This window comes from Myxococcus sp. AM010, from assembly GCF_013372585.1.
Classification (GTDB): domain Bacteria; phylum Myxococcota; class Myxococcia; order Myxococcales; family Myxococcaceae; genus Myxococcus; species Myxococcus vastator.
In genome coordinates, this window is sequence record NZ_JABXEO010000077.1 from 17,017 (window position 1) to 43,677 (window position 26,661).

Genomic DNA, 26,661 nt, shown 5'->3' on the forward strand with positions numbered 1-26,661 from the left:
AGCCTCCTCCGCCCCCATGAATGAACGTCGCAGGCCCGGGGGCCTCCGCTCAAAGGCTGCGGCGTCCGCGTGGGATTGCAGCCCACCCCTGGGTCCCAGCCGTCAGCCAGACGCCAGTCACTCCGGACGGGTGTTCGCTGGATGAGCATCCGGCCAGGCGCTCCGTCCGCCATCCGTCACCCGAAACGCCGGGCCCCGTCGTGGGGCTCCCCGAGCGGCGCCGTGGGCCCCAGCGGCACCACGCGCGTGGCTCAATCAACTGTCCCATGGCGGACGCCTCCCCGCGCTCAACGTGTCCATCCTCGCAGCCAGGTGCACCCTCTCCGGCGCGGGTTTCCGCTCCCAGGCCGGGTCCGCCGGACGCGGCGTGCGCAGGGGCGGGCTCTCTTCTGACGCCGCTGAAACCTTGCACCGCCAGACACCTGCGCACACCGGGGCGCCTTGAGGCGCACCCTGGGCGTCTGGCTACGGTGGCCCCCGTTCAGCCACTCGGGAGGTCTCGACATGACGGAGTCCACGCAGCACGGCCAGGCACCGCACGGACGGCCCTGGGTGCCCTGGCTGGTGACGGCGCTGGTGGTGCTGATGTCGGGCGGGATGATGTACCTGGCGCACCGCGGGACGAGCCAGGCCGAGGCGCTGGCGGAGCAGTCCCGCCAGGCCGCCATGGACGCCGCCACGCGGGCGCGGGACGCGGAGACCGCGCGGCTGCAGTTGGAGCAGAAGCTGGCGACGCTGGAAGCCGAGCGCACCCAGCTCGCCACGGAGAAGGAGCAGCTCAGCTCGGAGAAGGAGCAGCTCAGCCAGACGGTGCAGGAGCAGGAGGCGGAGCTGGCGAAGCTGAAGGCCACCTACGACGACCTGCAGGACAAGATGAAGGCGGAGATCGCCGACGGCGCCATCCGCCTGTCCCAGGTCGAGGGCCGCATCCAGGTGGACCTGGTGGACAAGGTGCTGTTCGACTCCGGCGACGCGAGCATCAGCGCGCGCGGCCAGGAGGTGCTGACGCGGCTGGGCAGCGTGCTGGCCAAGGTGGAGGACAAGTCCATCCAGGTGTCGGGCCACACGGATGACTCGCCCCCGTCGCAGAAGCTGCAGAGCACCTTCCCTTCCAACTGGGAGCTGTCGGTGGCGCGCGCGGTGAACGTGGTGCGCTTCCTCCAGGACACCGGCGGCGTGCCCGCGCGGCGGCTGGTGGCGGCGGGCTATGGGCAGATGCGGCCGGTGTCCACCAACGCGACCCCGCTGGGCCGCGCGCGCAACCGGCGCATCGAGGTGCTCCTCATGCCGGACCTGCCCGCCAAGCGCACGCCGGCCGCGGCCGTCCAGCGCGCGCTCGCGGGTGGCACCGCGACCAAGGCCCAGGCGAAGCCCGCGCGCGGGGCGAAGTAGCCCCGCGCCGGCGGGTGGCGCCTTGTTCGCTACTGCTTCTTCACCGACTCCAGCAGCTTGCGGAAGGACTTCTCCGAAGCGGCCACCGTCTTCTCCGGGCCCGTCAGCTTGAAGAAGACGGCGCCCTGGGCGCCCTCGACGATGGCGCCCAGCAGCCGGAAGCCGGGCTTGGGCGTGGAGGGGCCCATCATCGGCCCGCCGCCCGTGTACGTGCCCTTCACGTCCACCGTCGTCAGCGGCAGGCCGTTGAGCTTCTCCGCCTTCGTCTTCGCCTCCTTCGTGATGGGCTTGCCGTCCGCCGTCTGGAACTGGCCCACCCAGCGCTTCACGTTGGCGTCCACCGCGCCGCCCTGCCCCGGGCCAAAGTAGAAGACGGCCAGCTCCGCGCCCTCCGTGTCCCCCTTGGCCGCGGGGAGCTTGTACGTCGCCGCGCGCATCGGCCGGGGCCCCTGCACCGCCCAGTCCGCGGGCGCCGTCCACGTCAAGCCCCCCGCGTCCTCCGCATGCGCCACCACGGCAACCGCCACCACCAGCACACCCAATAGTCGGTTCATGCGCGGCAGCGTAACCGCCCGGTGCCCACTGCGCAGCGTGTCAACGACCGCCCGTCTCACCACCCCGCACGCGCCATCACAAGTGACACAACGCGTCAAGTCCCTTGTCTTCCTGCCAACCCAGGGACGTGGTACGCCACGAACGTTTCCAGTCCAGTCATCCAACCCAGGACTTGGAGGGGGTTGTACCCATGAGAAAGGTGTTGTTCCTCGGGGCTATTGCCCTGGGCGCCTCGGCCTGTACTCCCGACATCGCTCAGGACCCGCCGCGGAGCGCCGAAGACTCCGTCGTCGCGGAGTTCGATCCGACCGGGTCCCCGCCCGTCGTCCCGTCGCCCAACGACCTGGCCATCGTCAATGGTCTGGTCAACGCGCCCATCAACCCGCAGGCGCCCGCCGCGGAGCAGGAGTTCACGCGCGACTACGTGAACACGCTCAACGGCTTCCCCACCACCGTCACCGCGACCACCCGGATCCAAGGCCTGGAGGCGGGGACGGTCAACACGAACACGGTGAAGATCATCGACGTGTACGCGGGCACGCCGCTGGCGAAGCCGGCGACGCCCAGCTACATCGGGTACAACGAGGAGACCAACCTCGTCACCATCATCCCCCCGCTGCCCGGGGGTTGGCCCAAGGGTGGCCGCTACGCGGTGGCCATCATCGGCGGTGAGAACGGCGTGAAGACGACGGCCGGCAAGCCGGTCATCCCGTCCGCCACGTGGTCCTTCGCCAGCTCCACCGAGTCGCTGGTCACCTGCGACGACCTGCAGGCGCCCGACTGCCAGACGGCCACCGAGCTCATCCCCTCCACGGTGACGGAGCCCGCCGCCCGCCTGGCGGACCAGACGGCCAGCGCCCTGCGGCTGGAGCAGCTGCGCCGCGGCTACGCGCCCATCCTGAACCTGGTGTCCGAGCAGTTCAGCGTGAAGCGCGAGGACATCGTCCTCCTGTGGACCTTCAGCATCATGGACCACCCGGAGGCCACCTTCGACCCGAACGCCAGCGTCATCCCCTTCCCCAATGACCTGCTGCGCGTGCCGGCCACGGAGACGACCCTGGCTCACCTGAACCTGCCCCTGCCCCCCGAGGCGGGCCCCGCGCAGAGCCTCATCGCGGGCCTCAACACGCTGGACGGCTGGTCCACCACCGCACCCATCGTGTCGGAGAACGGCGCGACCCGCGGCCCCATTGACCCGGGCTCCCTGCTGGACGCCAACACGGTGCGGCTGAAGATTGGCTTCGCGCCGGACGCCGAGGGCACCGAGGATGACGCGAAGACCACACTGCGCTTCGTCAAGCTGACCCGCCCCACCGAGGGCACCCACCCGCAGGTGAAGGTGTGCTTCAACTGCGAGCCCGTCGTGGAGGGCCTGACGCCGGCGCCGAACTCGCCGCAGCAGCTCCAGATTGTCCCGGAGGTGCCGCTGGACGAGGCCACCCAGTACGGCGTGGTGATGCTGCGTGGCATGAAGGACACGCTGGGCCGCACCGTGGCGCCCACCGCCGCGCAGGCGCTGATGCGCATGGCCAGCCCGCTGGTGGACGCCAACGGCAAGAGCCAGGTGGCCGCCGTGCCGGACGACCTCGCCGTGCGGTTGGAGCCGGCGCGTCTGGGCATGAAGCCGCTGTTCGACGGCCTGGAGGCCGCGGGCATTCCGCGCAAGGACATCAACCTGGCCTGGGCCTTCACCACCCAGAGCACCCGCTCCATCCTCGAGGTGCTGAACGGCGCCCCCACGCAGGTGCCGGCCGACCCCGTCTACCTGGTGGACCAGACGGCCACCATCAAGGGCACGATGGAGGCCCTGACGCTGGACAACGACGCGGTGGGCCGCGTCTTCATCGGCGCGTACCACTCGCCCTTCCTCCTGGATGACGCGCAGGGCACGCTCAACCGCGCCACGCCCCGCATCGACCGCGTGCCGTTCATGCTCTTCACGCCCGCCGGCACGGCGCCCGCGGACGGCTACCCGGTGGTCGTCTTCGGACACGGCCTGACGGGCAACCGCACCAACATCATGACGGTGGCCAACAACTTCAACGCGGCGGGCTACGCCGTGGCGGCCATCGACACCGTGTTCCACGGTGAGCGCGCCAGCTGCGCCGGCATCAGCCAGGCGTCCCCGGTCGTCATCGACGAGAACCGCGACGGCACGCCCGAGTACGTCTTCACCACGCCGGACGAGGCCTGCGATGACGGCGACACCTGCGACGTGACGGCGGGCAGCCCCACCTTCGGCCGCTGCGTGTCCAGCAACCAGCCCGTGTGCAACGTGGCGCCGGACGCCTCGCCGCACGGTGACCTGTTCTGCTCCAGCCAGGGCCTGGGCCGCTGCGTGGCCGCGCCTGGCAGCCCCACCGGCACCTGCGAGGGCGGCGACTTCGCCCGTCCTGGCCCCACCCAGCCGCCGTACGTCTCCGGCGCGGGCTTCCTGAACCTGGTCAACCTGTTCGCCACCCGCGACAACTTCCGCCACCACGTGGTGGACTTCGCCCAGTTCGTGCGCGCGCTGGACACCGACAGCCTCAACGGCCGCCTGGCCGGCGCGGGCGCCGGGACGCTGAACACCAGCCAGTTCAACTACGTGGGCCAGAGCCTGGGCGGCATCCAGGGCGTCCTGTCCGCCTCCGTGTCCCCCGTCGTGGGCCGCACGGCGCTCAACGCCGTGGGCGGTGACCTGGTGGACATCCTCCTGACGGCCACCGACCCGACGTTCGTGCAGTACCGCACGGGCTTCTTCAACTCCCTGGCCAGCATCGGCCGCACCCCGGGCACGCCGGAGTTCTACGAGTTCATCACCCTGGCGCGCACCATCCTGGACCCGGCCTCGCCCCGCAACTACGGCAAGTACCTGGAGAACTGGCCCGAGGACGATTCCAAGCCGCCGCTCCCCGCCAACCGCGAGGCGTTCATCCAGTACATCCAGGGTGACCTGGTCATGCCCAACGCGGTGACGGAGGGCCTCATCGACGCGGCCAACCACCCGCTGGTCAACGCCTCCACGCCTCGCACGGTGCAGTCGTACCTGGCGGACGTGCAGGGCCTGCCGGCGAACGTGCGTCACGCGTTCTTCGGCATCGTGGACCCCTCGCAGGACCCCGGCTCGGCGACCAGCCAGTTCCTCCGGTCCGTGCGCAACACCGCCCAGAACCAGGTCATCGAGTTCCTGAACACGGGCACCGCGCCCACGCCGTAACGGCCTCAAGAGAGAGAACGAACCCCCATGAAGAAGACACTCTCCCTCATCACGTTGCTCGCCGCCGGGACGACCCAGGCCGCGGGCTTCCAGGTCAACACCCAGAGCGCCCGCTCCTCGGGCATGGCCAACGCGGCGGCGGCGTGGCTGGACGACTCGTCCGCCATCTACTCCAACTCGGCCAACATCCTGGGCGTGGAGAAGCTGGACATCACCGCGGGCGTCACGGGCATCCTCCCCAGCCTGCAGTTCACCCCCACGGGTGGCCCGGTGCAGGGGCAGAAGACGACGCTGTCCCCGCCGCCGCACGTGTTCGCCGTGTACAAAATCACGGACTCGCTGGCGGCCGGCGTGGGCTTCTACACGCCGTTCGGCGCGAGCAGCCGGTGGGAAGACGGCTTCGTGGGCCGCTTCCGCTCCCAGGAGTCCGGGCTGTCCATCTACAACATCAACCCCACGGTGGCGTACCAGCTGCACGACCGCTTCCGCGTGGGCGCGGGCCTCAACATCACCCGCGGCACGCTGGAGCTGAAGCGCGCGCTGGGCTTCGTCACCAGCGAGGGCCAGGTGCACCTGGGCGGCGCAGGCTGGGGGCTCGGCTTCAACGCCGGCGTCCAGGCCGTGGTGGTGCCCAAGCTGGTGACGTTGGGCGTGCAGTACCGCAGCGCCATCGGCATGACGTTCAAGGGCGACGCGGACTTCCAGAACGTGCCGCCGGCCTTCCAGGCCCGCCTGCCGGACACCCGCGTGGAGGGTGACGTGAAGCTGCCGCAGTCGGTGGTGGCGGGCATCGCCGTCACGCCGCTGGACCGCCTGACGATTGCGTTCGACGCCAACTGGGTGGGCTGGTCCAGCTTCCCGGAGCTCGCCATCGAGTTCCCGGACAACCCGGCCATCAACAACCCGCTGCCGAAGAACTGGCGCTCGACGTGGAACTTCCACCTGGGCGGCGAGTACGGCATCACCGACGCGCTGCAGGTGCGCGCCGGCGTGCTGCTGGACCCGGCGCCCAGCCCGGATGACACGCTGACGCCGGACCTGCCGGACGCGGACCGCTTCGGCGTGTCGGCGGGCGTTGGCTACAGCTTCGGCGCGGTGCGCGTCGACGCGGCCTACCAGTTCGTCAACCTGTCCGACAAGAACAGCACCGCGCCGGGCATGACGGGTGTCTACAACGGCACGGCCCAGGTGTTCGGGCTGACGCTCGGCTACACCATGTAGTCTTCCGGCACCGTCCGGACCTCACCGCGCCCGGGTCTCCTCACGGAGGCCCGGGCGTCGTGTTTCCAGCGCCCGCCGTTCGCGTCAGACGCGCAGGTCTCCGTCGTGCAGCACGCGCCCGGAGGCCAGCGCCTGCGCCGTTCGCTGGAGCCGCTCCGTGCCCATGCGCATCAACTGCCCCTTGAGGCCCGGCTGGCTGAGCAGGTGCTTCTGGAAGGCGTCACGCTCCAGCCGCAGCACCACGCCCGCCACGTCCGCGCGCACGGTGACGGACACCGGCTTGTCCAGCAGCAGGGAGATTTCACCGAAGACGTCGCCCTCGCGCAGCGCGGACAGCGCCACGCGCCGCCCATGGGGCTGCTCCAGCCACGGCGTGCAGCGCCCGCGAAGCAGCACGTAGAAAGCGTCTCCCGCCTGGCCCTGCGTCATCAGCACCTCATCCACGGCGACGGAGCGCAGCTCGAAGTCGCGCGACACCGCGGCCTTCTGCGCGGGCGTCAGCTGGTTGAAGAGCGGGTTGCTGCGCAGCAGGTTCTCCACCATCCGCCGCCGGTAGAAGGCCTCCACCACCGCCGTCACGTCCGGATGCCGCGCCGCCACCGCCTCCAGGTGCTGCCGCGTGAGCTCCAGCAGCACCGCGCGCTCGGTGGCCACCACGGTGGCGAGCCGGGGCCCCTCGGAGATGAGCGCCAGCTCCCCGAAGAAGTCCCCCGGCGTCACGGTGCCCACGCTCCGCCGCTGGCCGTCCTCCAGCGCGCGCACCACGTCCGCGCGGCCCTCCACCAGGGCGAACATGGAGGCGCCCGGCGTCCCCTCCTCCACCACCGTCTGGCCCGGAAAGAAGGCGCGCACCTGGAGCGCCTCGAGCAGCGCGACGAAGGCCTCCCGGCTCACCTGCGAGAGGATGGGCAGCCCATTGGCGCCCTCCTCCGTGACCTGCACCCGGGTGGCCTCCACGGACACCGTGGCGCCCGGCGGCAGGGCGAAGCGCTCCGCCAGCACGCGCGCGGTGCGCACCCACGCGGCGTGGGTCGCGCCCAGCCGGGGCAGGGCCACGCACGCGGCCACCGCGCGCAGGGGCTGGCCCGCCTTCGTCCAGGCCAGCGCGGCCTCCTGGTACGCGGCGGCGGCGTCCGAGGGACGGCCGAGCCACTCCAGCAACTCCGCCACCTTCTGACGCACCTCCGCGTCGTCCGGCGCGTCCTTCACCACGCCCTGGTACTCCGCCAGGGCCTCCTCCAGCTTGCCCTCGCTGGCGAGCTGGACGGCTCGCTCCCTGTCCGCGCCGTGCCCGTGCGCCATGGCCGCCTCCCTTGCTACGCGCTGAGCGCGCGCACGCGCTCCGCGAGCTTTTCCGTGAAGAGGCGGAGGATGCGCAGCGCGGCCGCCTCGTGCGTGTCCAGGTAGTGCTGGAAGTCCACGCGCGTCACCCGCAGGGCCCGCACGGCCGTGCGCGCGCACACCTGCGCGGACGTGTCTCCGTCCAGGATGAGGGAGATTTCGCCGATGAAGGCCCCGGGCCCCAGCGTGTTGAGCAACCGGGCGCCGGGCTCCGGACCGACGAGCACGTCCACCGTCCCCTCCAGCAGCACCAGCAGCCCCGAGCCGGGCGCGCCCTTCTCCAGCACCGTGGCCCCCTGCGCGAATTGCACCGGGCGCGCCAGTTGATAGAGGTCCTTCATGTCCACCAGGGGCAGCTCACCGAAGAGGGGAATGGCCTTGAGGTATTCGTAGCCGTCCGGCGGCGGCGGTTGCTGCGCGCGGGCGGGCTCCACCGACGGGCCGCCATTCAGGTTCAGGTGACGCAGCAGCCGCGTGTGCTCCGCCTGGAGCGCGATGTCCCCCTGGAGCTCCGGCGCCTGGAGCGCATCCGCCAGCAGCACCAGCGCCCGCCACGAATCCCCCTGCGCGTCCAGCAGCGCGCTCATCCGCAGCACCGCCTCACGCCGCGCCACCGCGATGTCCGGGGACACGGCGCGCAGGGACTCCAGCTCCGCGTGTGGGTTGCCCAGCTCGCGGTACACCGCCGCAGCCTCCATGGGGCGGCGCAGCCGGGTGAGGCAGCGGGCCATGCCCTCGCGCGCCCGCAGCGACTGGTACAGCGACAGCGCCCGCTCCAGCGCGCCGCCGCGCTCGAAGGCCGCCGCCGCCCGGGTCGGCTCGCCCGCGCGCAGCCACGCCTCCGCTGCCAGGAGCAGCGCGCCCGCCTGCTCGTGGAGCTGTGCGACGTCGGCCGCGGCGCCCTCCATCTCCAGCACCCGCGCGGCGCCAGCGAAGTCACGCGCCCGTCGCAGCACCGACACCAGCGTGGCGCGAGCGGACGCGGATGCGCGCGAGGACTCCGCCAGCACGGCGTCCCGCCGCGACGCCGCCAGGGCCTCGTAGGTGCGGACGGCCACGTCCACCGTCCCCTGCGCCACCGCCTCCCAGAAGGGCCTCGTGCCCGTGCTGGCGGGCAGCTCGTCACCGTGCGCGGGCTCCATCGTGGAACGTGCCATGCCGTGAACTCCCCCAGGCACCCCTGGGCCCACCCCCTGGGCTCTCCACGTGCCGGATACAACGCCGTGCGTAGCAGACCCCATGCAGGGAGGCGAGCATCCTCGCGAGGCACCTGACCCGGCTCAGTCCACCTTCGTCGGGAACGGGTTGCGCTCGGCGAAGCCGCGCTGGTGCCAGTACGGATAGGTGGGCGTCACCGCGCTGGCCGCGTCGAGCCGGGCCACCTGCTCCGCGGTGAGGTTCCACCCCACCGCGCCCAGGTTCTGCCGGAGCTGCTCCTCGTTGCGCGCGCCAATGACGATGGTGGACACGGAGGGGCGCTGGAGCAGCCAGTTGAGGGCGACCTGCGGCACCGTCTTCCCCGTCTCCGCGGCGACGGCATCGAGCGCGTCCACCACGCGGAAGAGGTACTCCTCGGAGAGGGGCGGCGCCCCCTGGGCGTTGAGCGAGGACTGCATGCGGGAGCCCTCGGGCCGGGGCTGTCCTCGGCGAATCTTCCCCGTCAGCCGCGCCCAGCCCAGCGGGCTCCACACCACGGTGCCCACCTTCTGGTCCAGGGCCAGGGGCATCAGCTCCCACTCGAACTCCCGGCTCACGAGCGAGTAGTACGCCTGGTGCGCCACGTGCCGCGCGAGGCCGTACTTCTCCGAGGTGGCGAGCGACTTCATCAGGTGCCAGCCAGAGAAGTTCGACGCGCCGATGTAGCGAAGCTTCCCGGCGCGCACGAGGTCGTCGAGCGCCCGCAGCGCCTCCTCGACGGGCGTGAGCGCATCGAAGGCGTGCAGCTGGTAGAGGTCGATGTAGTCGGTGCCCAGCCGCTTCAGGCTGGCCTCCACCGCGCGGGTGATGTGGAAGCGCGAGGAGCCCACGTCGTTCGGCCCCTCACCCGAGCGGAAGGTGCCCTTCGTGGAGAGGAGGACCTTCTCCCGGCGGCCGGCGATGGCCTTGCCCAGGATCTCCTCCGCCAGGCCGCGCGAGTAGTTGTCCGCGCTGTCGAACATGTTCAGCCCGGCCTCCAGGCTGATGTCCACCAGGCGCGTGGCCTCCTCGACCCCGCTGCTGCCCCACACCTTGAAGAAGTCCCCCTGACCTCCAAAGGTCCCCGTCCCGAGCGTCAACACCGGAACCTTGAAGCCAGCGCCGCCGAGCTGCCGATATTCCATTCCCATAGAGGGGCCTCCTGGTAACGGGCGTGCTCCAGGCGCTCAACGGGAATGCGAGGCCCGGGCCGCGATTCCCCCCGCTATGCTCCGGCGAGGCGAACGTTAACGTGGGGGCCGGCACGTTCTCCCGGAGTCCATTGGCATGAAGTCGCGCATCACGGTCGCCTGGAGCACCGTCGCCTCCCTCCTGGCCTTGCTGCCTGGTGCGGCGGCGCAGGCCCACGCGGGCCTCCCGGAGACCTCCAACGTCACCCTCCGCCGAGGCCACCCCCAGGACTTCTTCTCCGGGACGACGTTCGGCGCGGTCATCTCCCGCGACAGCGGAAAGACGTGGCGCTGGGTGTGTCCGGATGCCATGGGGTATGGCGGGTGGCGCCCGGAGGCCTACCTGTGGCGGGAGACCGGCGACATCCTCGCCGCCACCGGCAGCGCGCTGCTGCACTCGCCGGACGAGGGCTGCTCCTGGCGCACGCACCCCTTCTTCAAGTCGACCTGGGTGACGGGGCTGGCGGCCCACCCCACCGATGACCGCGTCTTCCACGCCGTCACCGGTCGGCCCGGCATCGCCAACGGCGTGTACCGCTCCGACGACGGCGGGGAGACGTGGACCGCCACGCCGCTGCTGCGCACGGGGCTGGAGCTGAACGCGGTGCGCGTGTCCCCGGTGGACCCCCGCCGCCTCTACGTGTCGGGCGTCTCCAACAACCAGATGGTGGTGCTGCGCAGCGACGACGCGGGCGACACCTGGCAGGAGTTCCCCCATGCGCTTCCAGCGCTGCTGCGGCCCTACGCGCTGACGGTGGTGGCGGTGGACCCCGTCGCCGTGGACGGGGTGTGGGTGCGCGTGTCCGCCCAGGGCTACACGCACCTGCTGCGCAGCGAGGACGGGGGCCGCACGCTGACGCAGGTGACGGTGCTGGATGACACGTTCATCAACATGGACCTGTCCTCCGACGGCGGCACCGCCTGGGTGGGCACCCTCAACTATTTCTTCATGGGCTCGAGCACCGGCCCGCTGGAGAAGCAGCCCCTGCCCACCGGCAACGCGTGCGTGCTGCGCGACGGCGAGACGCTCTACGGCTGCGGCTCCACCTGGCTGCATGACTGGGCCCTGGCGCGCAGCACGGACCAGGGCCGCACCTGGGAGCACCTCTTCGCGCTGTACGAAATCCAGGGCACGCAGCTGTGCCCGCGTGGAACCCCCGTGCGGGACCTCTGCCCCGCCCGCTGGCCGCAGCTCGCGGAGCAGCTCGGCGCGCCGCTCTACCCGGATGGTGGCGTGGAGGAGCCACCGCCGCTGGACGCGGGCACGCCGGACGCGGGGACACCGGACGCGGGCACCGCCGACGCGGGGCAACAGCCACCCGAGCCGAAGGCCGGTGGCTGCGCCGCCACCTCGGGCCCCACCCTGCCCCTGCTGTTGCTGCTGTCCTCCCTCCTCCCGAGGCGCCGTGGACCCACGGCGTCCGCACCGATAGGCTCTTGATGACACTCTTGATTCGAACGCGGCTGTGGGCCCCCTGCGCGGCCGCGCTGCTGGTGCTGGGCACCGCCTGCGACGGCGGCGAGGACGCGCCACCCGTCGAAGCGTGCGGCGAGCCGCTCTACAGCGGCGATGCCACCGACGAGGCGTGGCGCACCTTCGTCGACGCGCAAGGCCGGCCCACCGACAGCTCCATGGCGGTGACGCTGGAGTCCCCCCTCCCGGGGCAGACGTATGCGATGGACGCGGCGCCGCCTACGTGGCGTTGGACGTCTCCGTTGGCCTCCCGGCTTCCATCCCACGCGCCGCGGACGCCCCGCTCCATGCTGGCGTGGCTGGGCAACCTGCTGCTGCCGTCCGCCCAGGCGCACCTGCCGCCCGTCACCGGCGACTTCTACTGGGTGCAGGTCACCGTGCCCGGGCGGCGGTGTCCGGTGGAGCTGCTGACGTCGGACATGGCGTGGCAGCTCGACGCGGCGACCTGGGACGCGCTCCGTGCGGCCTCGGGTCAGGACCTCCGCGTCCAGGTGACCAGCGCCTACCTGGTCCAGAACCGGCTGCGGGAAGGTCCGTATCGCCTGGAGTCACCCCGCACCATCCGCATGGAGACTTCACGATGAAGCACCGGACCCCGTGGTGGATGCCGGCGCTGGCGCTGCTGATGGCCGGCTGTGATGAGCGCTCGGCGCGGGTGGTGGGCGTGACGCCACCGGAAGGGCTGGACTACGCGCACGACGAGCCCTGGCGGGAAGGAACGTTCACTCCACCGCCGGGCCCCGGCGGACGCATCCTGGTCACCAACAGCCTGGACGACACGCTCAGCCTGGTGGAGCTGAACACCGTGGGCACGCCGGACTTCCGCGAGCTGGCGCGCGTGCCGGTGGGGCTCAACCCGGTGGAGCTGGAAGGACCGCACCACACCGCCGTGTCGCCGGCGGGGGACTTCTATTACGTCGGCATCTCCAACTACGTGCCAGGGGGCGGCTCGGGGCCGCACGGGGCCCATGGCACGGGCGCGGATGACGGCTACTGCCTGAAGCTGGACGCGCGCGACAACCGGCTCGTGGGCTCGGTGCGTGTGAACCCCAACCCCGGCGACGTCATCATCAGCGCGGATGGGAACACGCTGTACCAGACGCACTTCGACACGCTGAAGATCGCCGAGATGGCGCGCCAGGGCCGCCCCGAATCCGACATGAACGCGAACCTGGCCATCATCGACGCGCGGACGATGACCCGGAAGGACATGGTGGAGGTGTGCCCCGCGCCCCACGCGGTGCGCCTGTCCGCGGATGAGCGCACGGCCTACATCGCCTGCTGGTCGGACGAGGTGGCCATCGTCGACCTCGCGGAGGCGGACACGCCGGTGACGCGGGTGAAGGTGGCGGCGGGCTCGGGCGGCGCGGTGACGCCCCGGCACCAGCCCTACGCGCTGACGCAGTCCCCCACCACGGGCGAGGTCTGGGTCAGCTCCATGGCCAGCCGGCAGGTGCACGTGCTCAACCCCCAGACGCGCGCGATGATGCCCGAGCGCGCCGTGGCGCTGCGCGGGCCGCCGATGTTCGGCGCCTTCACCGCGGATGGGCGCACGCTGTACATGCCCTACCAGTTGGTGGACGCGCTGGCCGTCATCGACCCGGAGACGGGCACCGTGCTGCGCGAGGTGCCGCTGGCGGACGCCGGCTGTCTCAACGTGCATCAAGTCACGCTGACACCCGACGAGCGCATCGGCCTGGTCGTCTGCGAAGGCGACCACGTGGGGCCGGGCACGTTGCACGCGGTGAACCTGGAGGAAGGCACGGTGGTGGGCACGGTGGAGGTGGGCATCTTCCCGGACTCGGTGAGCATCCTGCGGGGGCAGCCATGAAGCGCGCGGCATGGGGTGTGGTGGCGCTGGCCCTGGTGATGGCGGGCTGTGACGACGGCGGCGATGGCCGCGTGCCGGCGGCGGAGTACGGCGAGGTGCTGTTCAACGACTCGCGGTTGTCGGAGAGCGGCTTCAACAGCTTCTCGTGCGCGACGTGCCACGCGACGACGCCCACCGCGCCCGCGGGGCGGATGGACTCCGGCTACACGCTGTATGACTCGGCGTTCCGGGAGCGCTGGTGGGGAGGCTTCGAGACGCGCCTGCTGGACGCGGTGAACTTCTGCTACGTGAACTTCATGCGGGGCGTGACGCCGCTGCCGAAGGACTCGCCGCGGAGCCGGGCGCTGTACGAGTACCTGGTGAGCATCAGCCCGAGCCCGTCCGCGCCGGCGCGCCCCTTCACGGTGGTGAAGGACATCGTCGAAGTCACGCGCGGTGACGTGACGCGCGGACAGCAAGTCTATGTGGAGGCCTGCCAGAGCTGCCACGGCGAGCCCCACACCGGCGCGGGCCGGCTGACCGAGCTGGCGTCGATTCTGCCGGAGGTGACGGACGACTACGACGCGCTGTTCCCCGGCGTGCCCAAGTCCCTGGTCGTCATCGAGAAGGTGCGGCACGGCCAGTTCTTCGGTGTCGGGGGCAACATGCCGCTCTACAGCCTGGAGGCCCTGTCCGACGAGGACCTGGGCGCATTGCTCGCGTTCCTGACTTTGTGACGGGACCTGCGTGTTCCGGTGGAGCACACGGGCCACCGGACATAACCTCGCCGCGGACACACACGTGGGAGCGAGCATGGGGTTCTGGGGCAGGCTTTTCGGGAGGAAGACACCAGCGGCCGCCGAGGTTCCTCCCGGCCCCTCCAAGGACTGGGCGGTGGAGCCGCGCGAAGCGCTGATGCGACAGGTGGAGGCCCTGCTGCGCGCCGACCCGGCGGTGGAGAAGGTGGCGCGGCGCACGCAGGACTACGGGCTCGACATCACCCGCGCCGGGAGTGACGGCACCTTCTTCCTGGACAACCTCTTCGCGGACACGCGCGAGCTGCCGCCCGAGCAGCGCGTCCAGCTCATCCAGCGCTACCTGCGCGCGCTGTGGCAGGAGTCGCCGGACTCGCTCCACTGGGAGCAGGCCCGCGAGCTGCTGCTGCCCGTGCTGCGCGCGTCCACCTTCGGCATGTCGCTGCGGAAGCAGGCGGAGGCGGACCGGGAGATGGTGGGACGGCGCACGCTGCCCTTCCTGCGCGAGCTGCTGGTGATGGACCTTCCGGAGTCCGCCATGTTCGTCCAGCGCCGGCACCTGGAGACGTGGGGCGTCACCGAGGAGGAGGCCTTCACGGCGGCCCACGCGAACCTGGTCCGCCTTCCGGACGAAGGCGTGGAGCTCTACGACGAGGAGCACGGCCCACTATGGACGGTGGAGACGCGCGACACCTACGAGACGTCCCGGTTGCTGCGCCCGGGGTTCCTCGCGTCCTTCGCCGGTCGCGTGGAGGGCCGACCCGTCGCCGTCCTCCCGGAGCGCTCCACGCTGCTCATCGGTGGTGACGCGCGTCCGGAGCTGGTGGCGCGGCTGAGCGAGAGCGCGGAGCGGGAGTACGCGGCCGCGTCCCGGTGCCTGACGCCCGCCCTGTACACGGTGGACGACGCGGGGCGCGTGGTGCCCTACGTACACCCCGGGCAGGACGCGCTGGCGAACCGGGTGCGGCTGGCCCACGTCCGCCTGGCGCTGGCGGAGTACAGCGCGCAGAAGGAGGCGCTCGACGCGCTTCATGCGGAGCAGGAGGTGGACCTGTTCGTCGCCAGCTACAGCGCGACGGCGCGCAAGCGGGACGAGTTCCCCATCTCCTGGTGTGTCTGGTCGCACGACGTGGACGCCTTGCTGCCGGAGGCGGACATGGTCGCCGTGCGTCCCGCTGCGGAAGGCGAGGAGTTCTTCACCGTGCCGTGGCGGGAGGTGCAGCGCATCGCGGGCGGTTGTCTCACGCCGGTGCCGGAGCTGTGGCCGCCGCGATACCGCACCACGCAGACGCCCTCCCCGGAGATGGTGGAGCAGCTTCGCGCCGCGCAGGTCTCCTTCGAGGACTTCCAGGCGCCCTGAGTCGGGAGGACGAAGCGATGCTTGCCTGCGTGGACGTGGACTACCGCCCCGAGCTCACCGTGGCCGGGTGCGTGCTGTTCCGAAACTGGGCGGATGGGCACGAGGCCTCGCACCTGGTGGAGCATGGGCCCGCCGCCGCGCCCTATGAGCCCGGGCAGTTCTACCGCCGCGAGCTGCCGCACCTGCTCCGGGTGCTGGCGCGGGTGGAGGTGCCACTGGAGGCCATCATCGTGGATGGCTATGCGTGGCTCGGCGAGGACCGGCCCGGGCTGGGGGCGCACCTGTACGAGGCGCTCAACCGGGAGGTGCCCGTCATTGGCGTGGCGAAGACGGCCTATGTCACCACGGGGCCCTCGGTGCCCGTGGTGCGGGGGAAGAGCCTGCGGCCGTTGTTCGTCGGAGCGGCGGGCATGGACGCGGCCACGGCGGCGGAGCACATCCGGCGGATGCATGGAGCGTCTCGCACGCCCACGATGCTGAACCGGGTGGACCGGCTCTGCCGCGCGTCCTGAGCGAGCGGCGACGGCGATAAACCCCCGACATTTCCGAACAGCGAGCGGCGCCTCTTCGTCCGGGGGGCGAGCATCCTCCTGGAATCCTCGCGCCGGGAGGCTTACCTTTGACGGTGGATGCCCTCGCACCCGACCTCACAGCTGGGCTTGTTCGACACGGCGGCGCCTGAGCGCGCGGACGTGGAGACGGAGCCGCGCGCGAGCACTGGCGTGCGGAGCCGGACTCCGGCCCGTGAGGAAGCGCTCCCGCTGGCGGCGGACCTGGCGCGGCGGTTGTCTTCGATTCTCGGCGTGCCGGTCCACCTGCGGCTCACGGACAACCGGGCCACGCTGGTGAGCTTTCGTCGGGGAGAAGAAGGCCTGCGTCTGCGCGTGCACCACCTCTTCCTTGGCGCGCCGGATGCGGTGGTGCAGGCCATGGCGGCGTATGCGGGCCGGGCGGATGCACAGGCGGGCGAGGTGCTGGAGTCCTACGCGCACGCGCACAGCGAGCGGGTCCGCCGGGAGCGACGTCCAGGGAAGCCGCTGCGCGCGAGAGGCCGCTGCTTCGACCTGCAGGCCGTCTTCGCCCGGCTCAACGCGAGCTGGTTCGACGGCCGGGTGCAGGTGGACGTGGGGTGGGCGCGCAAGCCGGCCGGCACGAAGCGGCGCAGCATCCACGTCGGCGGCTATGACGCGCGGCTGCGAGAGATTCGAATCCATCCGGCGCTGGACCGGCCGCATGTGCCCGCGTTCGTGGTGGACTACCTCGTCTTCCACGCAATGCTGCACGCGGACCTCGACGACGGGACGAGCACCGAGGGGCGTTGCGCACCGGAGCACACGTCAGCCTTCCGTGAGCGCGAAGCCCTGTTCCCGCTGCGGGACACAGCCCAGCGCTGGCTGGACGACAATCACGCGTCCCTGCTGCGCGGCCGATAGCGCGCGGGCCCTCGCTACTTCTGCACGGAGAGAATGACCCACCTGGCCGTATCCACGGCGTAGACGATGGGAACGTCCGACAGGGGAGGTCCTTCCATGTCGCGGCAGGCGTCAGGCCGGGCGGAGAAGCTGACGAAGACCACGGCATCCGCCGCCGGAACAGCCGTCACGTCGTAGGACTGGCGCTGCGAGGCACAAACCTCCGTGGGAGTCGCGCCCCGACGAGGCTGCGCACCCAGCGGCAGGAAGTCCTCCATGGCGAACGCGACAGCAGCGGCAATCGCCCCCGGCAGGACGTGCTGCCCATCAGTGGGTAGCACCACGGGAAATCGGTAGCGCGCGGCTTCGTCAGGCGGCGCCTTCGCGGGCCGAGGCGCGGGCCGAAACAACGCACAGCCTGGAAGCAGCGCTAAACAGAGCGGAACGAGCAGCCCGAGGCGCATCTTAGTCTCGCACGTCCTCAATCGCGGTGATGCGGCCAACTGCCTTGTCCTCGGGCTTGATGATCCCCACGAGTCTCCATCGTCTATCCACACGCTCATAGACCTCACCTGGTCGCGTCTCGCCAACATGGGGTATCAGCTTTTGGAGGTGACATGACGTATCGAACTGGAGCCTGATGAACCATCGCTGATTGCCACCCTGTCGGTCCTTGGGGGACATGGGCGAAGGCGACCAGGGATGGCTATGGAAATCCGCAAAGGGGACAGTTCGTCCACGCCCATCGACCACGCGGCGAGGCGAAAAACACGACTTTCGCCTGGAGGCTCCCACCAACTGCGTTTCCCCCAAGGGTGAGCCCTTGCTGGCATAGAAAACACCGTCGCCCAAGGAGTAGATGAGGCCACAATATTCCTGGCCATAATCTCGTTCACTTGCGCGAGGAAGTCGCATCACCGCAGGGCATAGCTGGTCGATAACCGCGTCCACGTCACGGGACGGTTCAATGTCCGCCCAAGGGCCACGTACCCATACGTGCCGACTCCCTGTCTCGAACCCGTAGTCGTCAGACGCCTCCGATTGAAGCGAAGCACTCGAACATCCGAGCGAGCACAACAGAAACGCCGCCGCGAGCCTCATAGACAATGAGTCCTCCATGTGAAGCGGATTCAAGCAGCAAAGGCTGACTTGAAGCGACTGACAGCCGCTTATATCCCATCCCCGCGTGACGCAGCCCAGCGCGGACTGGGCGACAAGCTTGCGCCCCTGCGCGCCGGGACAGTAGCGGCCGTGGGCCCCGCCGATGCATGCTCGGGGGGATGCGCTACTTCAGCGTGGAAGAAGCCAACCGGCTGGTGCCGCTATTGACGCGCACCTTTGAACGGGTCCGCCCGTGGGTGGAGCGTGCCCAGCAGCTCGCGGATGAGTTGGGCGCCGCGCCCAACCCCAAGGACTCGAGCCTGGCCTCCCTGCGCGACGAGCGCGACACCCTCCTCGAGCGCATCCGCGGCGAGCTCCTCCAGCTCCAGGAGATGGGGCTGGAAATCAAGAGCGCCGACGGCCTCGTGGACTTCCGCGCCCACCGAGGCGGCGAGCAAGTCTATCTGTGCTGGCGCTTCGGAGACCCCGCCGTCTCCCACTGGCACGCCCTGCTCGACGGCTTCTCGGGGCGGCGCCCCATCGAAAGCCCGGACGACTTCGCCCCCACGTACCTCAGCTAGCGCCACCGCCGAAGCTCGCCTGCAACAGCGACATCTTGTTCCGCGCCGACAGCAGCTGCTGACGCAGTGAGTCCGCCTGCCGGCCCACGTCAAGGAACGCCTGCTCCTCCGCGGCCCGCGCCAGCGAATGGGCCTCGTCCGCCACCAGGGACATCCGCTCCTGGAGCGCCTGGAAGGTCCCCGCCAGCGCGGCGTTCTCCTCCGGCGTCTTCGCCGCCTGCCGCTGCTGCGCGAACTGCTGCATCTGCACGTTCAGCTCGCCCGCGTTCTGTCCCAGGGCGCCATAGCGCACGAGCAAATCCCTGAAGACCTCGGTGCGCCGCTGGAGCTCCTGCGCGCGCAGGTGGATGGCCTCGGCCTGCGCCTGCTGTCTGTCCCGCACCTTCGAGATGGCCCCCACCAGCGCCGTCACCCGGCCTCGGAGCTGCTCATCCAGGTCCGCCAGCCCCTGCAGCATCGCCGAGGCGCGCTCCAGGTGCTTCTCGGCTTGAAGTGGCGCCTGCTCGAGCTGCTCGGCCTGGGCTTCGAAGCGCACCAACTCCGCGTCGAGTGCCCGGGCGGCCGCCACCAGCTCGGAGTCCTGAAGCTTGTCACGCTTGCTCATCGTGAGCGGGACCATGACATTTCCCAAGAGAAGGCGCCGCACCCAAGCAAGCACCGAGCGCCCCAAAGGTCTTCGGAGCGACGCGGCAAGACAGCAGACGCCCAGGCCGCCTGCTGGCCCGGCCGCCCGGCAACCCCTGGCCCTGAGACTCGATGCGCCCACGGTGTGCTCGCCAGCGACGTCCGTCATCCCCAACTTCCGGACATCTGTCGTCACGAGGTGCACACATGCCCATGGGTTTCTCACGCTCCGTGCTCGTTACCGGCGCCACTGGCCAGCAGGGCGGTGCCGTCGCACGGAAGCTCTTGCAGCGCGGCCACCGCGTCACCGCCTTCGTCCACCCTCCGGATTCCCCCGCCGCCCGGGAGCTCGAGTCGCTCGGCGCCGAGCTGGCCGTCGGGGACTACGACGACCTGGACTCCATCGCCCACGCCGCCCACGACATGGACACCATGTTCGCCGCCGCCACGCCCTTTGGCCCGGGCGGCGTGCAGGCGGAGGTCCGCCACGGAAAGAACCTGGCGGACGCGGCCCGGCTCGCGCGCGTGCAGCACTACGTCTACTCGTCGGTGGCCGGAGCGGACCGCCTGACGGGCATCCCCCACTTCGACAGCAAGCACCGCATCGAGATGCACGTGCGCGGCAGCGGCCTGCCCTACACCCTCCTGGGGCCCACCTTCTTCATGGAGAACTTCACCAGCGGCATGTTCGAGGAAGGGCTGAAGGCGGGCGTGCTCGCCATGGGCCTGTCGCCCACGCGTGGCCTGCAGATGGTGGCCCTGGAGGACCTGGCGGCCTTCTCCGTCCGCGTCATGGAGGAGCCGGAGCGCTTCGAGGAGCAACGCATCGAAGTGGCCTCCGACGAGGTGACGGGCCAGCAGGCCGCCGGGCTGCTGTCCATGGTGAGCGGCCACCGCATCCACTACGAGCAGCTCTCCCTGGACTACATCCGCGAGCGCAGCGAGGACCTGGCCGCCATGTATGAGTGGCTGGACCGCAAGGGCTACCAGGCGGATGTCCTCACGCTGCGGCACCGCTTCCCGGAGGTCCGCTGGCACACCTTCGAGGACTGGGCGCGCGGACAGGACTGGAGCGGCCTGACTTCTCCCGCGTGGCCCCATGCCGCCGCGGAGCCCGTCTCCCCATGAGCCCCCGAGGCCCGGCGCCCGGCGCGGCGGGCCTTCGTTCAGTGAAGCGTCGGCGAGACGTCCCGCCTGGACGCGCGAGGGAAGCCCTCCAACAACGACGCCTCGTCGGTCACCCCCAGCTCGCGCCGCAGCGTCGGGCCGTCCATGGGCAGGCCGAAGAGCGCCGCCATGGGCACCCAGTCCAGGGCCGCTGCCACCAGGGGTCCCAGGCCCAAGAGCGCCACCGCCGCGCCTCGCGACGTCCCTGACGCCAGTCCGCCCACCACCATCCCAGCGCCCGTCACGATGCGGAGCCACCGCCCCGGCCGCGACGCCAAGAAACCAACGACCATATGCACCTCCCCAGGGGCGAAGATGGCCACGTCCTGGCGGGCGGCCACCCGGGCCAGAGCCCCGCACGGGTGGAACGCCGGGCAGGCGGGCAGGCACCCGGTGGCGACGCAACACGGCCCCGCCCGCGCGGCGGCCCTAACCGAGCGCCCGCCCGCAGTCTCACGCGGGCTCCACCGCGCCCCCGGAAGTCCCACCCGCGGCGCACGGACGGCTCAGACGCCGCGGCCCGGGTCCGGTGCGCCCTCCAGGGCCGAGGTGGCCTCCGGTGCGCCGTCGCCACGCCATCCGGCACGCGCCTCCGCCTCGCGGGCCGCGCGCCGCCCCGCGGCCACATCCACCCGGGACAGCACCGCCGCGCCCGACACGAAGAAGAAGAGCAGGGACAGCACCGCCTGCCGGCTGGAGCCCGTCAGCTCCACCGTGGCCGCGAACACCAGCGGGCCCGCCACCGCGGTGACCTTCTCGAAGACGCTGAAGAGGCCGAAGAACTCCGCCGCCCTGTCCCGGGGCACCAGCTGCGCGAAGAGTGAGCGGCTCAAGGCCTGACTGCCGCCCTGCACCATGCCCACCAGCAACGCGAGCGCGAAGAAGTGCGCCGGCGTGCGCATGAAGTAGCCCAGGAACGTCACCCCCATGTACACCGACAGCGCGAACATCAGCGCGCGCTTCACCCCCACCCGCCCCGCGGCCCGGCCGAACAGCACCGCGCACGGCACGCCCACCACCTGCGTGAGCAGCAGCGCGCCAATCAGCGCGCCCCGGCCAATGCCCAGCTCCGTCCCGTACAGCGTGGACAAGCGGATGATGGTGCCGATGCCGTCGCTGTAGAGCAGGTAGGCCACCAGCAACAGGAAGGCCTGACGGTGCTGGCGCAGCCCGCTCAGCGTGCTCGCCAGCTGCGTGAAGATGCCGCGCGGGGACAGCGGGGGACGTGGGACGGACACGTCCGGCTTCGGCTCGGGGACGCGCCGGAAGAGGGGCACCGAGAAGACGGCCCACCACACCGCCACGGAGGCGAAGGCCACGCGCGAGGCGGCCCCCGCGTCCGCCAGTCCGAACCACTGGGGCTTCATCAGCAGCACCAGCTGCGCGGCCAGCAGCAGGCCGCCGCCCAGGTAGCCCAGCGCGTAGCCCGCGGTGGAGACGCGGTCCAGCTCGTCGTCCCGGGCGATGTGCCGCAAGAGCGCGTCCGCGAAGACGATGCTGCCCGTCACGCCCACGTTGCCCAAGCCGAAGAGCAGCAGGCCCCACTCCCAGTCCCCCGGGCCCACCGTGGCCAGCGCCAGCGTGGACACCATGCCCAGGCCCGCGAAGATGCCCAGCATGTGCTTGATGCGCCCGGCCCGGTCGCTCAGCGCGCCCAGCACCGGTGACAGCACCGCCACCACGCTCAGCGCCACCGCGGTGGCGGTGGCGAAGCGGCTGGTGGCCACCTCGCGCGGCAGGCCCTGCGCCGCCACGGAGGCGTAGTAGAGCGGGAACACCACCGTGACGACGGTGGTGATGAAGGCCGAGTTCGCCCAGTCGTACATCGCCCACGCGCGCAGCGCGGGCCGCGTCAGGCCCATGCGCGACAGGAGCCCCAGCACCCTGCGCCTCATGCGTCGAAGTCCACCCCGCCCACGGCGTCGTCACCCTGGGCCGACTGGTAGACGTGCCAGGCCGCCGCCAGGTCCTGGAAGGGCAGGCCCACCGCCGCGAAGACGGTGACGTCCTCCGCCGACGTGCGCCCGGGCTTCAGGCCGGCCAGCACCTCGCCCAGCTCCGCGTGGATGGCCTCCTCCCCCAGGCCCGCCGCGCCCGCGGCGCCGGTGGACACCGCCAGGCCCCGGTGGTCGACGATGAAGCGCGACTGGCGCAGCAGCTCCGCGGACAGCTCGGCCTTGCCCGGCTCATCCACGCCCAGCGCGATGAGGTGCGTGCCCGGCCGCACCAGGCCGGGGTACAGGAAGGGGTGACGGCTCCACGTCGCCGTCACGACGATGTCCGCGTCGGAGACGGCTTCTTCCACTGTCTCCGCCATCCGCACCGGCAGGTTCAACTCCTGATACATGCGCGTGGCGAAGGCGAGCAAGCGCTCCGGCGCCGTGTCGAACACCCGCACGTGCGTCAGCGAGCGCACCAGCCGCAACGACTTGAGCTGCAGCACCGCCTGCCGGCCCGCGCCGATGAGCGCCACCCGGCTCGCGTCCGGCCGCGCCAGCACATCCGCCGACAGCGCGCCCACCACGCCCGTGCGCACCGCCGTCAGGTGGCCGGCGTCCATCACCGCCATCAGCTCGCCGGTGGCGACGTCGTGCAGGTGCACCACGCCTCGAATCGCCGGCGACTGGCCGGGGAACTTCGCGTGCACCTTCACGGAGTAGGCGGGGATGGCGGGCAGGCTGCCAGGGAACAGCACCAGGGCGGTGCCCTCGGCATGGAGGGAGGCCCGGGCGCGCTGCGGCGCCACGGTGCGCGCCAGGGCGTCGGTGCGGAAGGCCTCGCGCATGTCCTCCAGCAAGAGGGGGGCCTGCAGGTTGCGGGAGACGTCGGAGCGGGTCAGCAGGAGCGTGCGCATCTTGCAGACACCCTAACCGAGCCCGTGCGGGCCCACAGCTCCACAGCGTGCGGCTACGGCGGCAAGCGCCCGAAGTTGGACGTCCAGGCGGACGGTGGGACGAGGCACGCGGGCGCTATCGTCCCCAGAATGGAAGTGAACGGCGGCGTGGGCGGACCCAGGGCCTCGGGAGGCCGGTGATGCTGGAGACAGAGTCCCGCACAGCGGGCGACAAGCAGGCCTCCGGGGCTCGGACGCTCAAGGCCGCGGAGTTCCTGCGCGCCCATCAGGGGGAAGTGCTGGAGGACTGGCAGCAGGCGATGCGAACGCTCCACGGAGGGCACGCGACGCAGCCTTCGTGGTTGCTGGACCACGTACCCCAGCTGCTCTACGTGCTCGCGAACCTCATCGACCACGACTCGGACGAAACCCTCACCACGCTGCCGGACGAGCACGCGATGTCCCGGCTGGACGCCGGCTTCAACCTGGGGCAGGTGGCGTCCGAGTACGCGCTCCTGCGCAAGTGCATCCTCCACAGGCTGGAAGCTGAAGCGGCCTTCCTGGCGCCGGGCGAGCTGGAGCGGATGGAGGACGCGCTGGACCGGATTGTCACCCGGACGATGACGTCCTTCTCCCAGGGACGGCAGCGCATCCTCCAGGCCCTGGACCGGATGACGCAGGCCGCGCTGGAGAGCCCCTCCATGGCCGGCCTCCCCTCGCGGCTGCTCTCCGTCCTGGTGGAGTCCGCGCTCTCGGTGGACTCGGCGGCGCTACTGCTGGTGGAGGGGGACGCGCTGGTGGTGCGCGCCGCGGTGGGCCTGGGCGCGGACGAGACACTCGGCGCGGCATTGAAGCTGGACGAGGGCTTCGCGGGCGAGGTGGCCCGCCAGCGCCAGCCGCTGGCACTGCGCTCGGCGTCCACGGACCCGCGCATCGCGCTGCCCGCGCTGAAGCAGGAAGGGCTGCGCGCCGTCTACGGCGTGCCGCTGCTGGACGGCGACCAACTCCTGGGCATCGCGTACATGAGCTCGCGCACCACCTTCGTCTTCTCCGAGCCGGACGCCCTCCTGTTCCGGACCATGGCGCAGCGGACCACCGCGTACCTGGTGCATGACCGGCTCCAGGCCCGCGAGCGTCAGGCCCACGCGGACGCCCAGCGCTCACTGGCACAGCTGGACGCGCTGCTGGCCTCCACGCCCATGGGCATCGCCCTGCTGGACCGGGACCTGCGCTTCGTGCGCGTCAACCAGGCCATGGCGGACATCAACTGCCACTCGCCGGAAGCCCACCTGGGCCGCCGCTTCCAGGAGATGGCGCCCGTGACGGCCGTGGGCATGTTCGAGCCCATGTTCCGCCGCATGATTGAGACAGGTGAGCCGGTGGACGCGTTCGAGTTCACCAACCCCGGAGACCTGCGGACGTGGCAGGCCAGCTTCCACCCGGTCCGCACGCCCGACCAGGGGGTGCTGGGCTTGAGCTGCACGGTGGTGGATGTCACCCACCACAAGCGGGCCGAGGCCGTGCTCCAGCGGGCGGTGGACTTCCGGGAACAACTCATGGCGGTGTTGGGACACGACCTGCGCAACCCGCTCAACGCCATCAACGCCTCGGCCTTCCAGTTGACGCGGTCCGATGACCTGGCGCCGCCCGAGCGCCGCGCCGTGGACCGCATCCGCAAGGCCACCGCGCGCATGGGGCGCATGATTACGGACATCCTCGACTTCGCCCGCACCCGCCTGGGCGGGGGGCTTCCCGTGGCCCGCCAGCCCATGGACCTCGCGGAGGTGTGCCAGGCGACGCTGGAGGAGCTCCAAGTCAGCGCCCCGGAGCGCACGCTGAGGCTCGAGGCGAGCGGAGACACCCAGGGGAACTGGGACCCGGACCGGGTGTCGCAGGTGCTGGGCAACCTGGTGGCCAACGCCCTCCAGCATGGCCAGGAGGACAGGCCCGTGTGTGTCACGGTGCGCGGAGAGGCGCGTGAGGTGGTGCTGGAGGTCCACAACACCGGGGAGCCGATTGCGGCCGAGCTGATGCCGAGCATCTTCAACCCGTTCAAGAGCATGCCCGTGAGCGCGCTACCGCAGGACATCGCGAGGAAGAAGCGCAGCCTGGGCCTGGGCCTCTACATCGTCAGCCAGATTGTCGGCGCACACGGGGGCCGCGTGGAGGTCCGCTCCAACCGGAACCAGGGCACCACCTTCACCGTCCACTGGCCCCGCACCCTCACGACGCTCGGGAGCACCTGAAGCAGCGCGGCAGGTGGGACGGCCTACCACCCCATGCCCGCACGCCTGCCTCTTCTAGGGGTGAATCGCGCCCGGCGGGCCGCTATGCCTGGGACATGTTCTTCAATCCGACCAAGAAGCCGAGGATTCCGACCCCGGAGGAGGCGCTGCCGGGCCGCTCGGACGTGATGCCCGTCCCGGAGAAGCACGAGGTGCTGGGCACACCCATCAAGGGCCCCGTGCCGGAAGGCCTGGAGGAGGTCTACTTCGGCCTGGGGTGTTTCTGGGGCGCGGAGCGGAAGTTCTACCAGACGCCCGGCGTGTACAGCACGGCGGTGGGATACGCCGGAGGCCTGACGCCCAACCCCACCTACCGCGAGGTGTGCAGCGGCCTCACCGGCCACAACGAAGTCGTCCGCGTCGTCTTCGACCCGAAGAAGGTGTCCTTCGAGCAGCTCCTGCGCGTCTTCTGGGAGAGCCATGACCCGACGCAGGGCATGCGCCAGGGCAACGACGTGGGCACGCAGTACCGCTCCGGCATCTACTTCACCAGCGAGGCCCAGCAGCGCGCCGTCGAGGCGAGCCGGGACGCGTACCAGAAGGCGCTCGCGGCCCGGGGCTTCGACGCCATCACCACCGAGCTGCTCCCCGCGCCGCCCTTCTATTACGCCGAGGACTACCACCAGCAGTACCTGGAGAAGAACCCGGGGGGCTACTGCGGCCTGGGCGGCACCGGCGTGAGCTGCCCGGTGGGCGTGGGCGTCACCGCCTGAAGCCAGACGCCGACGTGCGCCCCAGGCCACACACGCGCCTTTCTCGACTTGAGTCATTCCCAGGCCTCGATTTGAATTTGTTGTGATGCCGAAGGAATAGAATAGGCGGCAGAAAGGAAAGGACCGCTCGGACGCCGTTCATCGTCGCTGCGTGCTGGTTCACCCCTTCCCCTACTTTCTCCAACGGTCCGCTTTTCCCCATATGACCTCACCGGCCTGAGCGGCGGCGGGCGCTACGTGCGGGTGCGCGCCGCGGACGGCGCGGGCAACGGCACGCTGTCCAACGGGCCCATCTCCTTCACCAAGTAGTCAGGCGAGACCCTGGTGGCCACCGCGACACGGGCGGTGGCCACCTAGCCTCGCGAGGCATCGCCCGGCGGCCCTAGCCAAAACCCCATACATCGTCCGCGTCCCACGGGACGCATCCGCGTCTGGGCTGGACGCAATAAAATACAAACAACCCAACCCGCAC

General features: G+C 70.9%; 23 protein-coding genes. 14 read left to right on the forward strand and 9 right to left on the reverse strand.

Annotated features, from left to right (window positions below; all coding sequences use genetic code 11):
* Nucleotides 1–504: 504 nt before the first annotated feature.
* A complete protein-coding gene (locus HV826_RS28300; protein WP_176420082.1) occupies nt 505–1,392 on the forward strand; it encodes an OmpA family protein in 888 nt (295 codons plus the stop codon).
* 29 nt (nt 1,393–1,421) lie between these two features.
* On the opposite strand, the gene HV826_RS28305 is transcribed toward HV826_RS28300, so the two are convergent.
* Nucleotides 1,422–1,946: a hypothetical protein gene (locus HV826_RS28305; protein WP_255208275.1), complete on the reverse strand. Its 525-nt coding sequence runs from the start codon at nt 1,944–1,946 to the stop codon at nt 1,422–1,424.
* Between the two features lie 191 nt (nt 1,947–2,137).
* On the opposite strand from HV826_RS28305, the gene HV826_RS28310 reads away from it, so the two are divergent.
* Both HV826_RS28310 and HV826_RS28315 read left to right on the forward strand, forming a co-directional pair.
* The gene (locus HV826_RS28310; protein ID WP_217918821.1) at nt 2,138–5,146 is read left to right on the forward strand and encodes a hypothetical protein; all 3,009 of its coding nucleotides are present in this window, start codon (nt 2,138–2,140) and stop codon (nt 5,144–5,146) included.
* Nucleotides 5,147–5,173: 27 nt separating this feature from the next.
* Entirely contained in the window at nt 5,174–6,367 is a 1,194-nt protein-coding gene (locus tag HV826_RS28315; RefSeq protein WP_176420085.1) for an OmpP1/FadL family transporter, read from the forward strand.
* Nucleotides 6,368–6,451: 84 nt separating this feature from the next.
* Here the strand turns inward: HV826_RS28315 and HV826_RS28320 are convergent, their stop codons facing one another.
* From HV826_RS28320 to HV826_RS28330, 3 genes are all read right to left on the reverse strand, one after another.
* Nucleotides 6,452–7,669, reverse strand: a complete 1,218-nt coding sequence (locus tag HV826_RS28320; RefSeq protein ID WP_176420086.1) for a cyclic nucleotide-binding domain-containing protein — start codon at nt 7,667–7,669, stop codon at nt 6,452–6,454.
* 14 nt (nt 7,670–7,683) lie between these two features.
* Nucleotides 7,684–8,865 (reverse strand): cyclic nucleotide-binding domain-containing protein, encoded by a 1,182-nt coding sequence (locus HV826_RS28325; RefSeq protein WP_176420087.1) that lies wholly within the window; start codon nt 8,863–8,865, stop codon nt 7,684–7,686.
* Between the two features lie 123 nt (nt 8,866–8,988).
* Nucleotides 8,989–10,029 carry an aldo/keto reductase gene (locus HV826_RS28330; RefSeq protein WP_176420103.1) on the reverse strand — a complete coding sequence of 347 codons (1,041 nt, stop codon included), beginning with the start codon at nt 10,027–10,029 and terminating at the stop codon, nt 8,989–8,991.
* 142 nt (nt 10,030–10,171) lie between these two features.
* Here HV826_RS28330 and HV826_RS28335 point away from each other — a divergent pair, with 142 nt between their 5' ends.
* From HV826_RS28335 to HV826_RS28365, 7 genes are all read left to right on the forward strand, one after another.
* The gene (locus tag HV826_RS28335) at nt 10,172–11,515 is read left to right on the forward strand and encodes a hypothetical protein (protein WP_176420088.1); all 1,344 of its coding nucleotides are present in this window, start codon (nt 10,172–10,174) and stop codon (nt 11,513–11,515) included.
* A complete protein-coding gene (locus HV826_RS28340; protein WP_176420089.1) occupies nt 11,515–12,132 on the forward strand; it encodes a hypothetical protein in 618 nt (205 codons plus the stop codon). The genes HV826_RS28335 and HV826_RS28340 overlap by 1 nt, the downstream gene beginning before the upstream one ends.
* Nucleotides 12,129–13,379: a YncE family protein gene (locus HV826_RS28345; protein WP_176420090.1), complete on the forward strand. Its 1,251-nt coding sequence runs from the start codon at nt 12,129–12,131 to the stop codon at nt 13,377–13,379. The genes HV826_RS28340 and HV826_RS28345 overlap by 4 nt, the downstream gene beginning before the upstream one ends.
* The gene (locus tag HV826_RS28350; RefSeq protein ID WP_176420091.1) at nt 13,376–14,095 is read left to right on the forward strand and encodes a c-type cytochrome; all 720 of its coding nucleotides are present in this window, start codon (nt 13,376–13,378) and stop codon (nt 14,093–14,095) included. Before HV826_RS28345 ends, HV826_RS28350 begins: the two co-directional genes overlap by 4 nt.
* Before the next feature lie 157 nt (nt 14,096–14,252).
* Complete coding sequence (locus HV826_RS28355) at nt 14,253–15,473, forward strand: DUF1444 family protein (RefSeq protein ID WP_368671009.1); 1,221 nt, start codon at nt 14,253–14,255, stop codon at nt 15,471–15,473.
* Between the two features lie 17 nt (nt 15,474–15,490).
* Entirely contained in the window at nt 15,491–15,985 is a 495-nt protein-coding gene (locus HV826_RS28360; protein ID WP_176420093.1) for an endonuclease V, read from the forward strand.
* 117 nt (nt 15,986–16,102) lie between these two features.
* Complete coding sequence (locus HV826_RS28365) at nt 16,103–16,906, forward strand: hypothetical protein (RefSeq protein ID WP_176420094.1); 804 nt, start codon at nt 16,103–16,105, stop codon at nt 16,904–16,906.
* Nucleotides 16,907–16,920: 14 nt separating this feature from the next.
* Here HV826_RS28365 and HV826_RS28370 read toward each other — a convergent pair whose 3' ends face one another.
* The gene (locus HV826_RS28370) at nt 16,921–17,229 is read right to left on the reverse strand and encodes a hypothetical protein (RefSeq protein ID WP_368671010.1); all 309 of its coding nucleotides are present in this window, start codon (nt 17,227–17,229) and stop codon (nt 16,921–16,923) included.
* Nucleotides 17,230–18,165: 936 nt separating this feature from the next.
* On the opposite strand from HV826_RS28370, the gene HV826_RS28375 reads away from it, so the two are divergent.
* The gene (locus HV826_RS28375) at nt 18,166–18,567 is read left to right on the forward strand and encodes a DUF2203 domain-containing protein (RefSeq protein WP_255208273.1); all 402 of its coding nucleotides are present in this window, start codon (nt 18,166–18,168) and stop codon (nt 18,565–18,567) included.
* Here HV826_RS28375 and HV826_RS28380 read toward each other — a convergent pair.
* Nucleotides 18,560–19,171 (reverse strand): hypothetical protein, encoded by a 612-nt coding sequence (locus HV826_RS28380; RefSeq protein ID WP_176420097.1) that lies wholly within the window; start codon nt 19,169–19,171, stop codon nt 18,560–18,562. The two genes, HV826_RS28375 and HV826_RS28380, sit on opposite strands and share 8 nt — an antisense overlap.
* A gap of 227 nt (nt 19,172–19,398) precedes the next feature.
* Between HV826_RS28380 and HV826_RS28385 the strand changes: the two genes are divergently transcribed.
* Nucleotides 19,399–20,319: an NmrA/HSCARG family protein gene (locus tag HV826_RS28385; protein WP_176420098.1), complete on the forward strand. Its 921-nt coding sequence runs from the start codon at nt 19,399–19,401 to the stop codon at nt 20,317–20,319.
* A 38-nt stretch (nt 20,320–20,357) separates the two neighbouring features.
* Here the strand turns inward: HV826_RS28385 and HV826_RS28390 are convergent, their stop codons facing one another.
* The 3 genes from HV826_RS28390 to HV826_RS28400 form a co-directional block, all read right to left on the reverse strand.
* Nucleotides 20,358–20,651, reverse strand: a complete 294-nt coding sequence (locus HV826_RS28390; RefSeq protein WP_255208272.1) for a DUF2892 domain-containing protein — start codon at nt 20,649–20,651, stop codon at nt 20,358–20,360.
* 213 nt (nt 20,652–20,864) lie between these two features.
* Nucleotides 20,865–22,253: an MFS transporter gene (locus HV826_RS28395; protein ID WP_217918823.1), complete on the reverse strand. Its 1,389-nt coding sequence runs from the start codon at nt 22,251–22,253 to the stop codon at nt 20,865–20,867.
* Nucleotides 22,250–23,212, reverse strand: coding sequence for an ornithine cyclodeaminase family protein (locus HV826_RS28400; RefSeq protein ID WP_176420099.1), 963 nt, complete (start codon nt 23,210–23,212; stop codon nt 22,250–22,252). Before HV826_RS28400 ends, HV826_RS28395 begins: the two co-directional genes overlap by 4 nt.
* Before the next feature lie 179 nt (nt 23,213–23,391).
* On the opposite strand from HV826_RS28400, the gene HV826_RS28405 reads away from it, so the two are divergent.
* Both HV826_RS28405 and msrA read left to right on the forward strand, forming a co-directional pair.
* On the forward strand, nt 23,392–25,437 hold the full coding sequence (locus HV826_RS28405; RefSeq protein WP_176420100.1) for an ATP-binding protein: 2,046 nt from the start codon (nt 23,392–23,394) through the stop codon (nt 25,435–25,437).
* Between the two features lie 95 nt (nt 25,438–25,532).
* Nucleotides 25,533–26,189, forward strand: coding sequence for a peptide-methionine (S)-S-oxide reductase MsrA (msrA, locus tag HV826_RS28410; protein ID WP_176420101.1), 657 nt, complete (start codon nt 25,533–25,535; stop codon nt 26,187–26,189).
* Nucleotides 26,190–26,661 lie beyond the last annotated feature (472 nt).

Coding starts and splice junctions, on each gene's coding strand:
- HV826_RS28300 (WP_176420082.1), top strand. CDS start 505: ATGACGGAGTCCACGCAGCACGGCCAGGCACCGCACGGACGGCCCTGG.
- HV826_RS28305 (WP_255208275.1), bottom strand. CDS start 1,946: ATGAACCGACTATTGGGTGTGCTGGTGGTGGCGGTTGCCGTGGTGGCG.
- HV826_RS28310 (WP_217918821.1), top strand. CDS start 2,138: ATGAGAAAGGTGTTGTTCCTCGGGGCTATTGCCCTGGGCGCCTCGGCC.
- HV826_RS28315 (WP_176420085.1), top strand. CDS start 5,174: ATGAAGAAGACACTCTCCCTCATCACGTTGCTCGCCGCCGGGACGACC.
- HV826_RS28320 (WP_176420086.1), bottom strand. CDS start 7,669: ATGGCGCACGGGCACGGCGCGGACAGGGAGCGAGCCGTCCAGCTCGCC.
- HV826_RS28325 (WP_176420087.1), bottom strand. CDS start 8,865: ATGGCACGTTCCACGATGGAGCCCGCGCACGGTGACGAGCTGCCCGCC.
- HV826_RS28330 (WP_176420103.1), bottom strand. CDS start 10,029: ATGGAATATCGGCAGCTCGGCGGCGCTGGCTTCAAGGTTCCGGTGTTG.
- HV826_RS28335 (WP_176420088.1), top strand. CDS start 10,172: ATGAAGTCGCGCATCACGGTCGCCTGGAGCACCGTCGCCTCCCTCCTG.
- HV826_RS28340 (WP_176420089.1), top strand. CDS start 11,515: ATGACACTCTTGATTCGAACGCGGCTGTGGGCCCCCTGCGCGGCCGCG.
- HV826_RS28345 (WP_176420090.1), top strand. CDS start 12,129: ATGAAGCACCGGACCCCGTGGTGGATGCCGGCGCTGGCGCTGCTGATG.
- HV826_RS28350 (WP_176420091.1), top strand. CDS start 13,376: ATGAAGCGCGCGGCATGGGGTGTGGTGGCGCTGGCCCTGGTGATGGCG.
- HV826_RS28360 (WP_176420093.1), top strand. CDS start 15,491: ATGCTTGCCTGCGTGGACGTGGACTACCGCCCCGAGCTCACCGTGGCC.
- HV826_RS28365 (WP_176420094.1), top strand. CDS start 16,103: ATGCCCTCGCACCCGACCTCACAGCTGGGCTTGTTCGACACGGCGGCG.
- HV826_RS28375 (WP_255208273.1), top strand. CDS start 18,166: ATGCGCTACTTCAGCGTGGAAGAAGCCAACCGGCTGGTGCCGCTATTG.
- HV826_RS28380 (WP_176420097.1), bottom strand. CDS start 19,171: ATGAGCAAGCGTGACAAGCTTCAGGACTCCGAGCTGGTGGCGGCCGCC.
- HV826_RS28385 (WP_176420098.1), top strand. CDS start 19,399: ATGCCCATGGGTTTCTCACGCTCCGTGCTCGTTACCGGCGCCACTGGC.
- HV826_RS28390 (WP_255208272.1), bottom strand. CDS start 20,651: ATGGTCGTTGGTTTCTTGGCGTCGCGGCCGGGGCGGTGGCTCCGCATC.
- HV826_RS28395 (WP_217918823.1), bottom strand. CDS start 22,253: ATGAGGCGCAGGGTGCTGGGGCTCCTGTCGCGCATGGGCCTGACGCGG.
- HV826_RS28400 (WP_176420099.1), bottom strand. CDS start 23,212: ATGCGCACGCTCCTGCTGACCCGCTCCGACGTCTCCCGCAACCTGCAG.
- HV826_RS28405 (WP_176420100.1), top strand. CDS start 23,392: ATGCTGGAGACAGAGTCCCGCACAGCGGGCGACAAGCAGGCCTCCGGG.
- msrA (WP_176420101.1), top strand. CDS start 25,533: ATGTTCTTCAATCCGACCAAGAAGCCGAGGATTCCGACCCCGGAGGAG.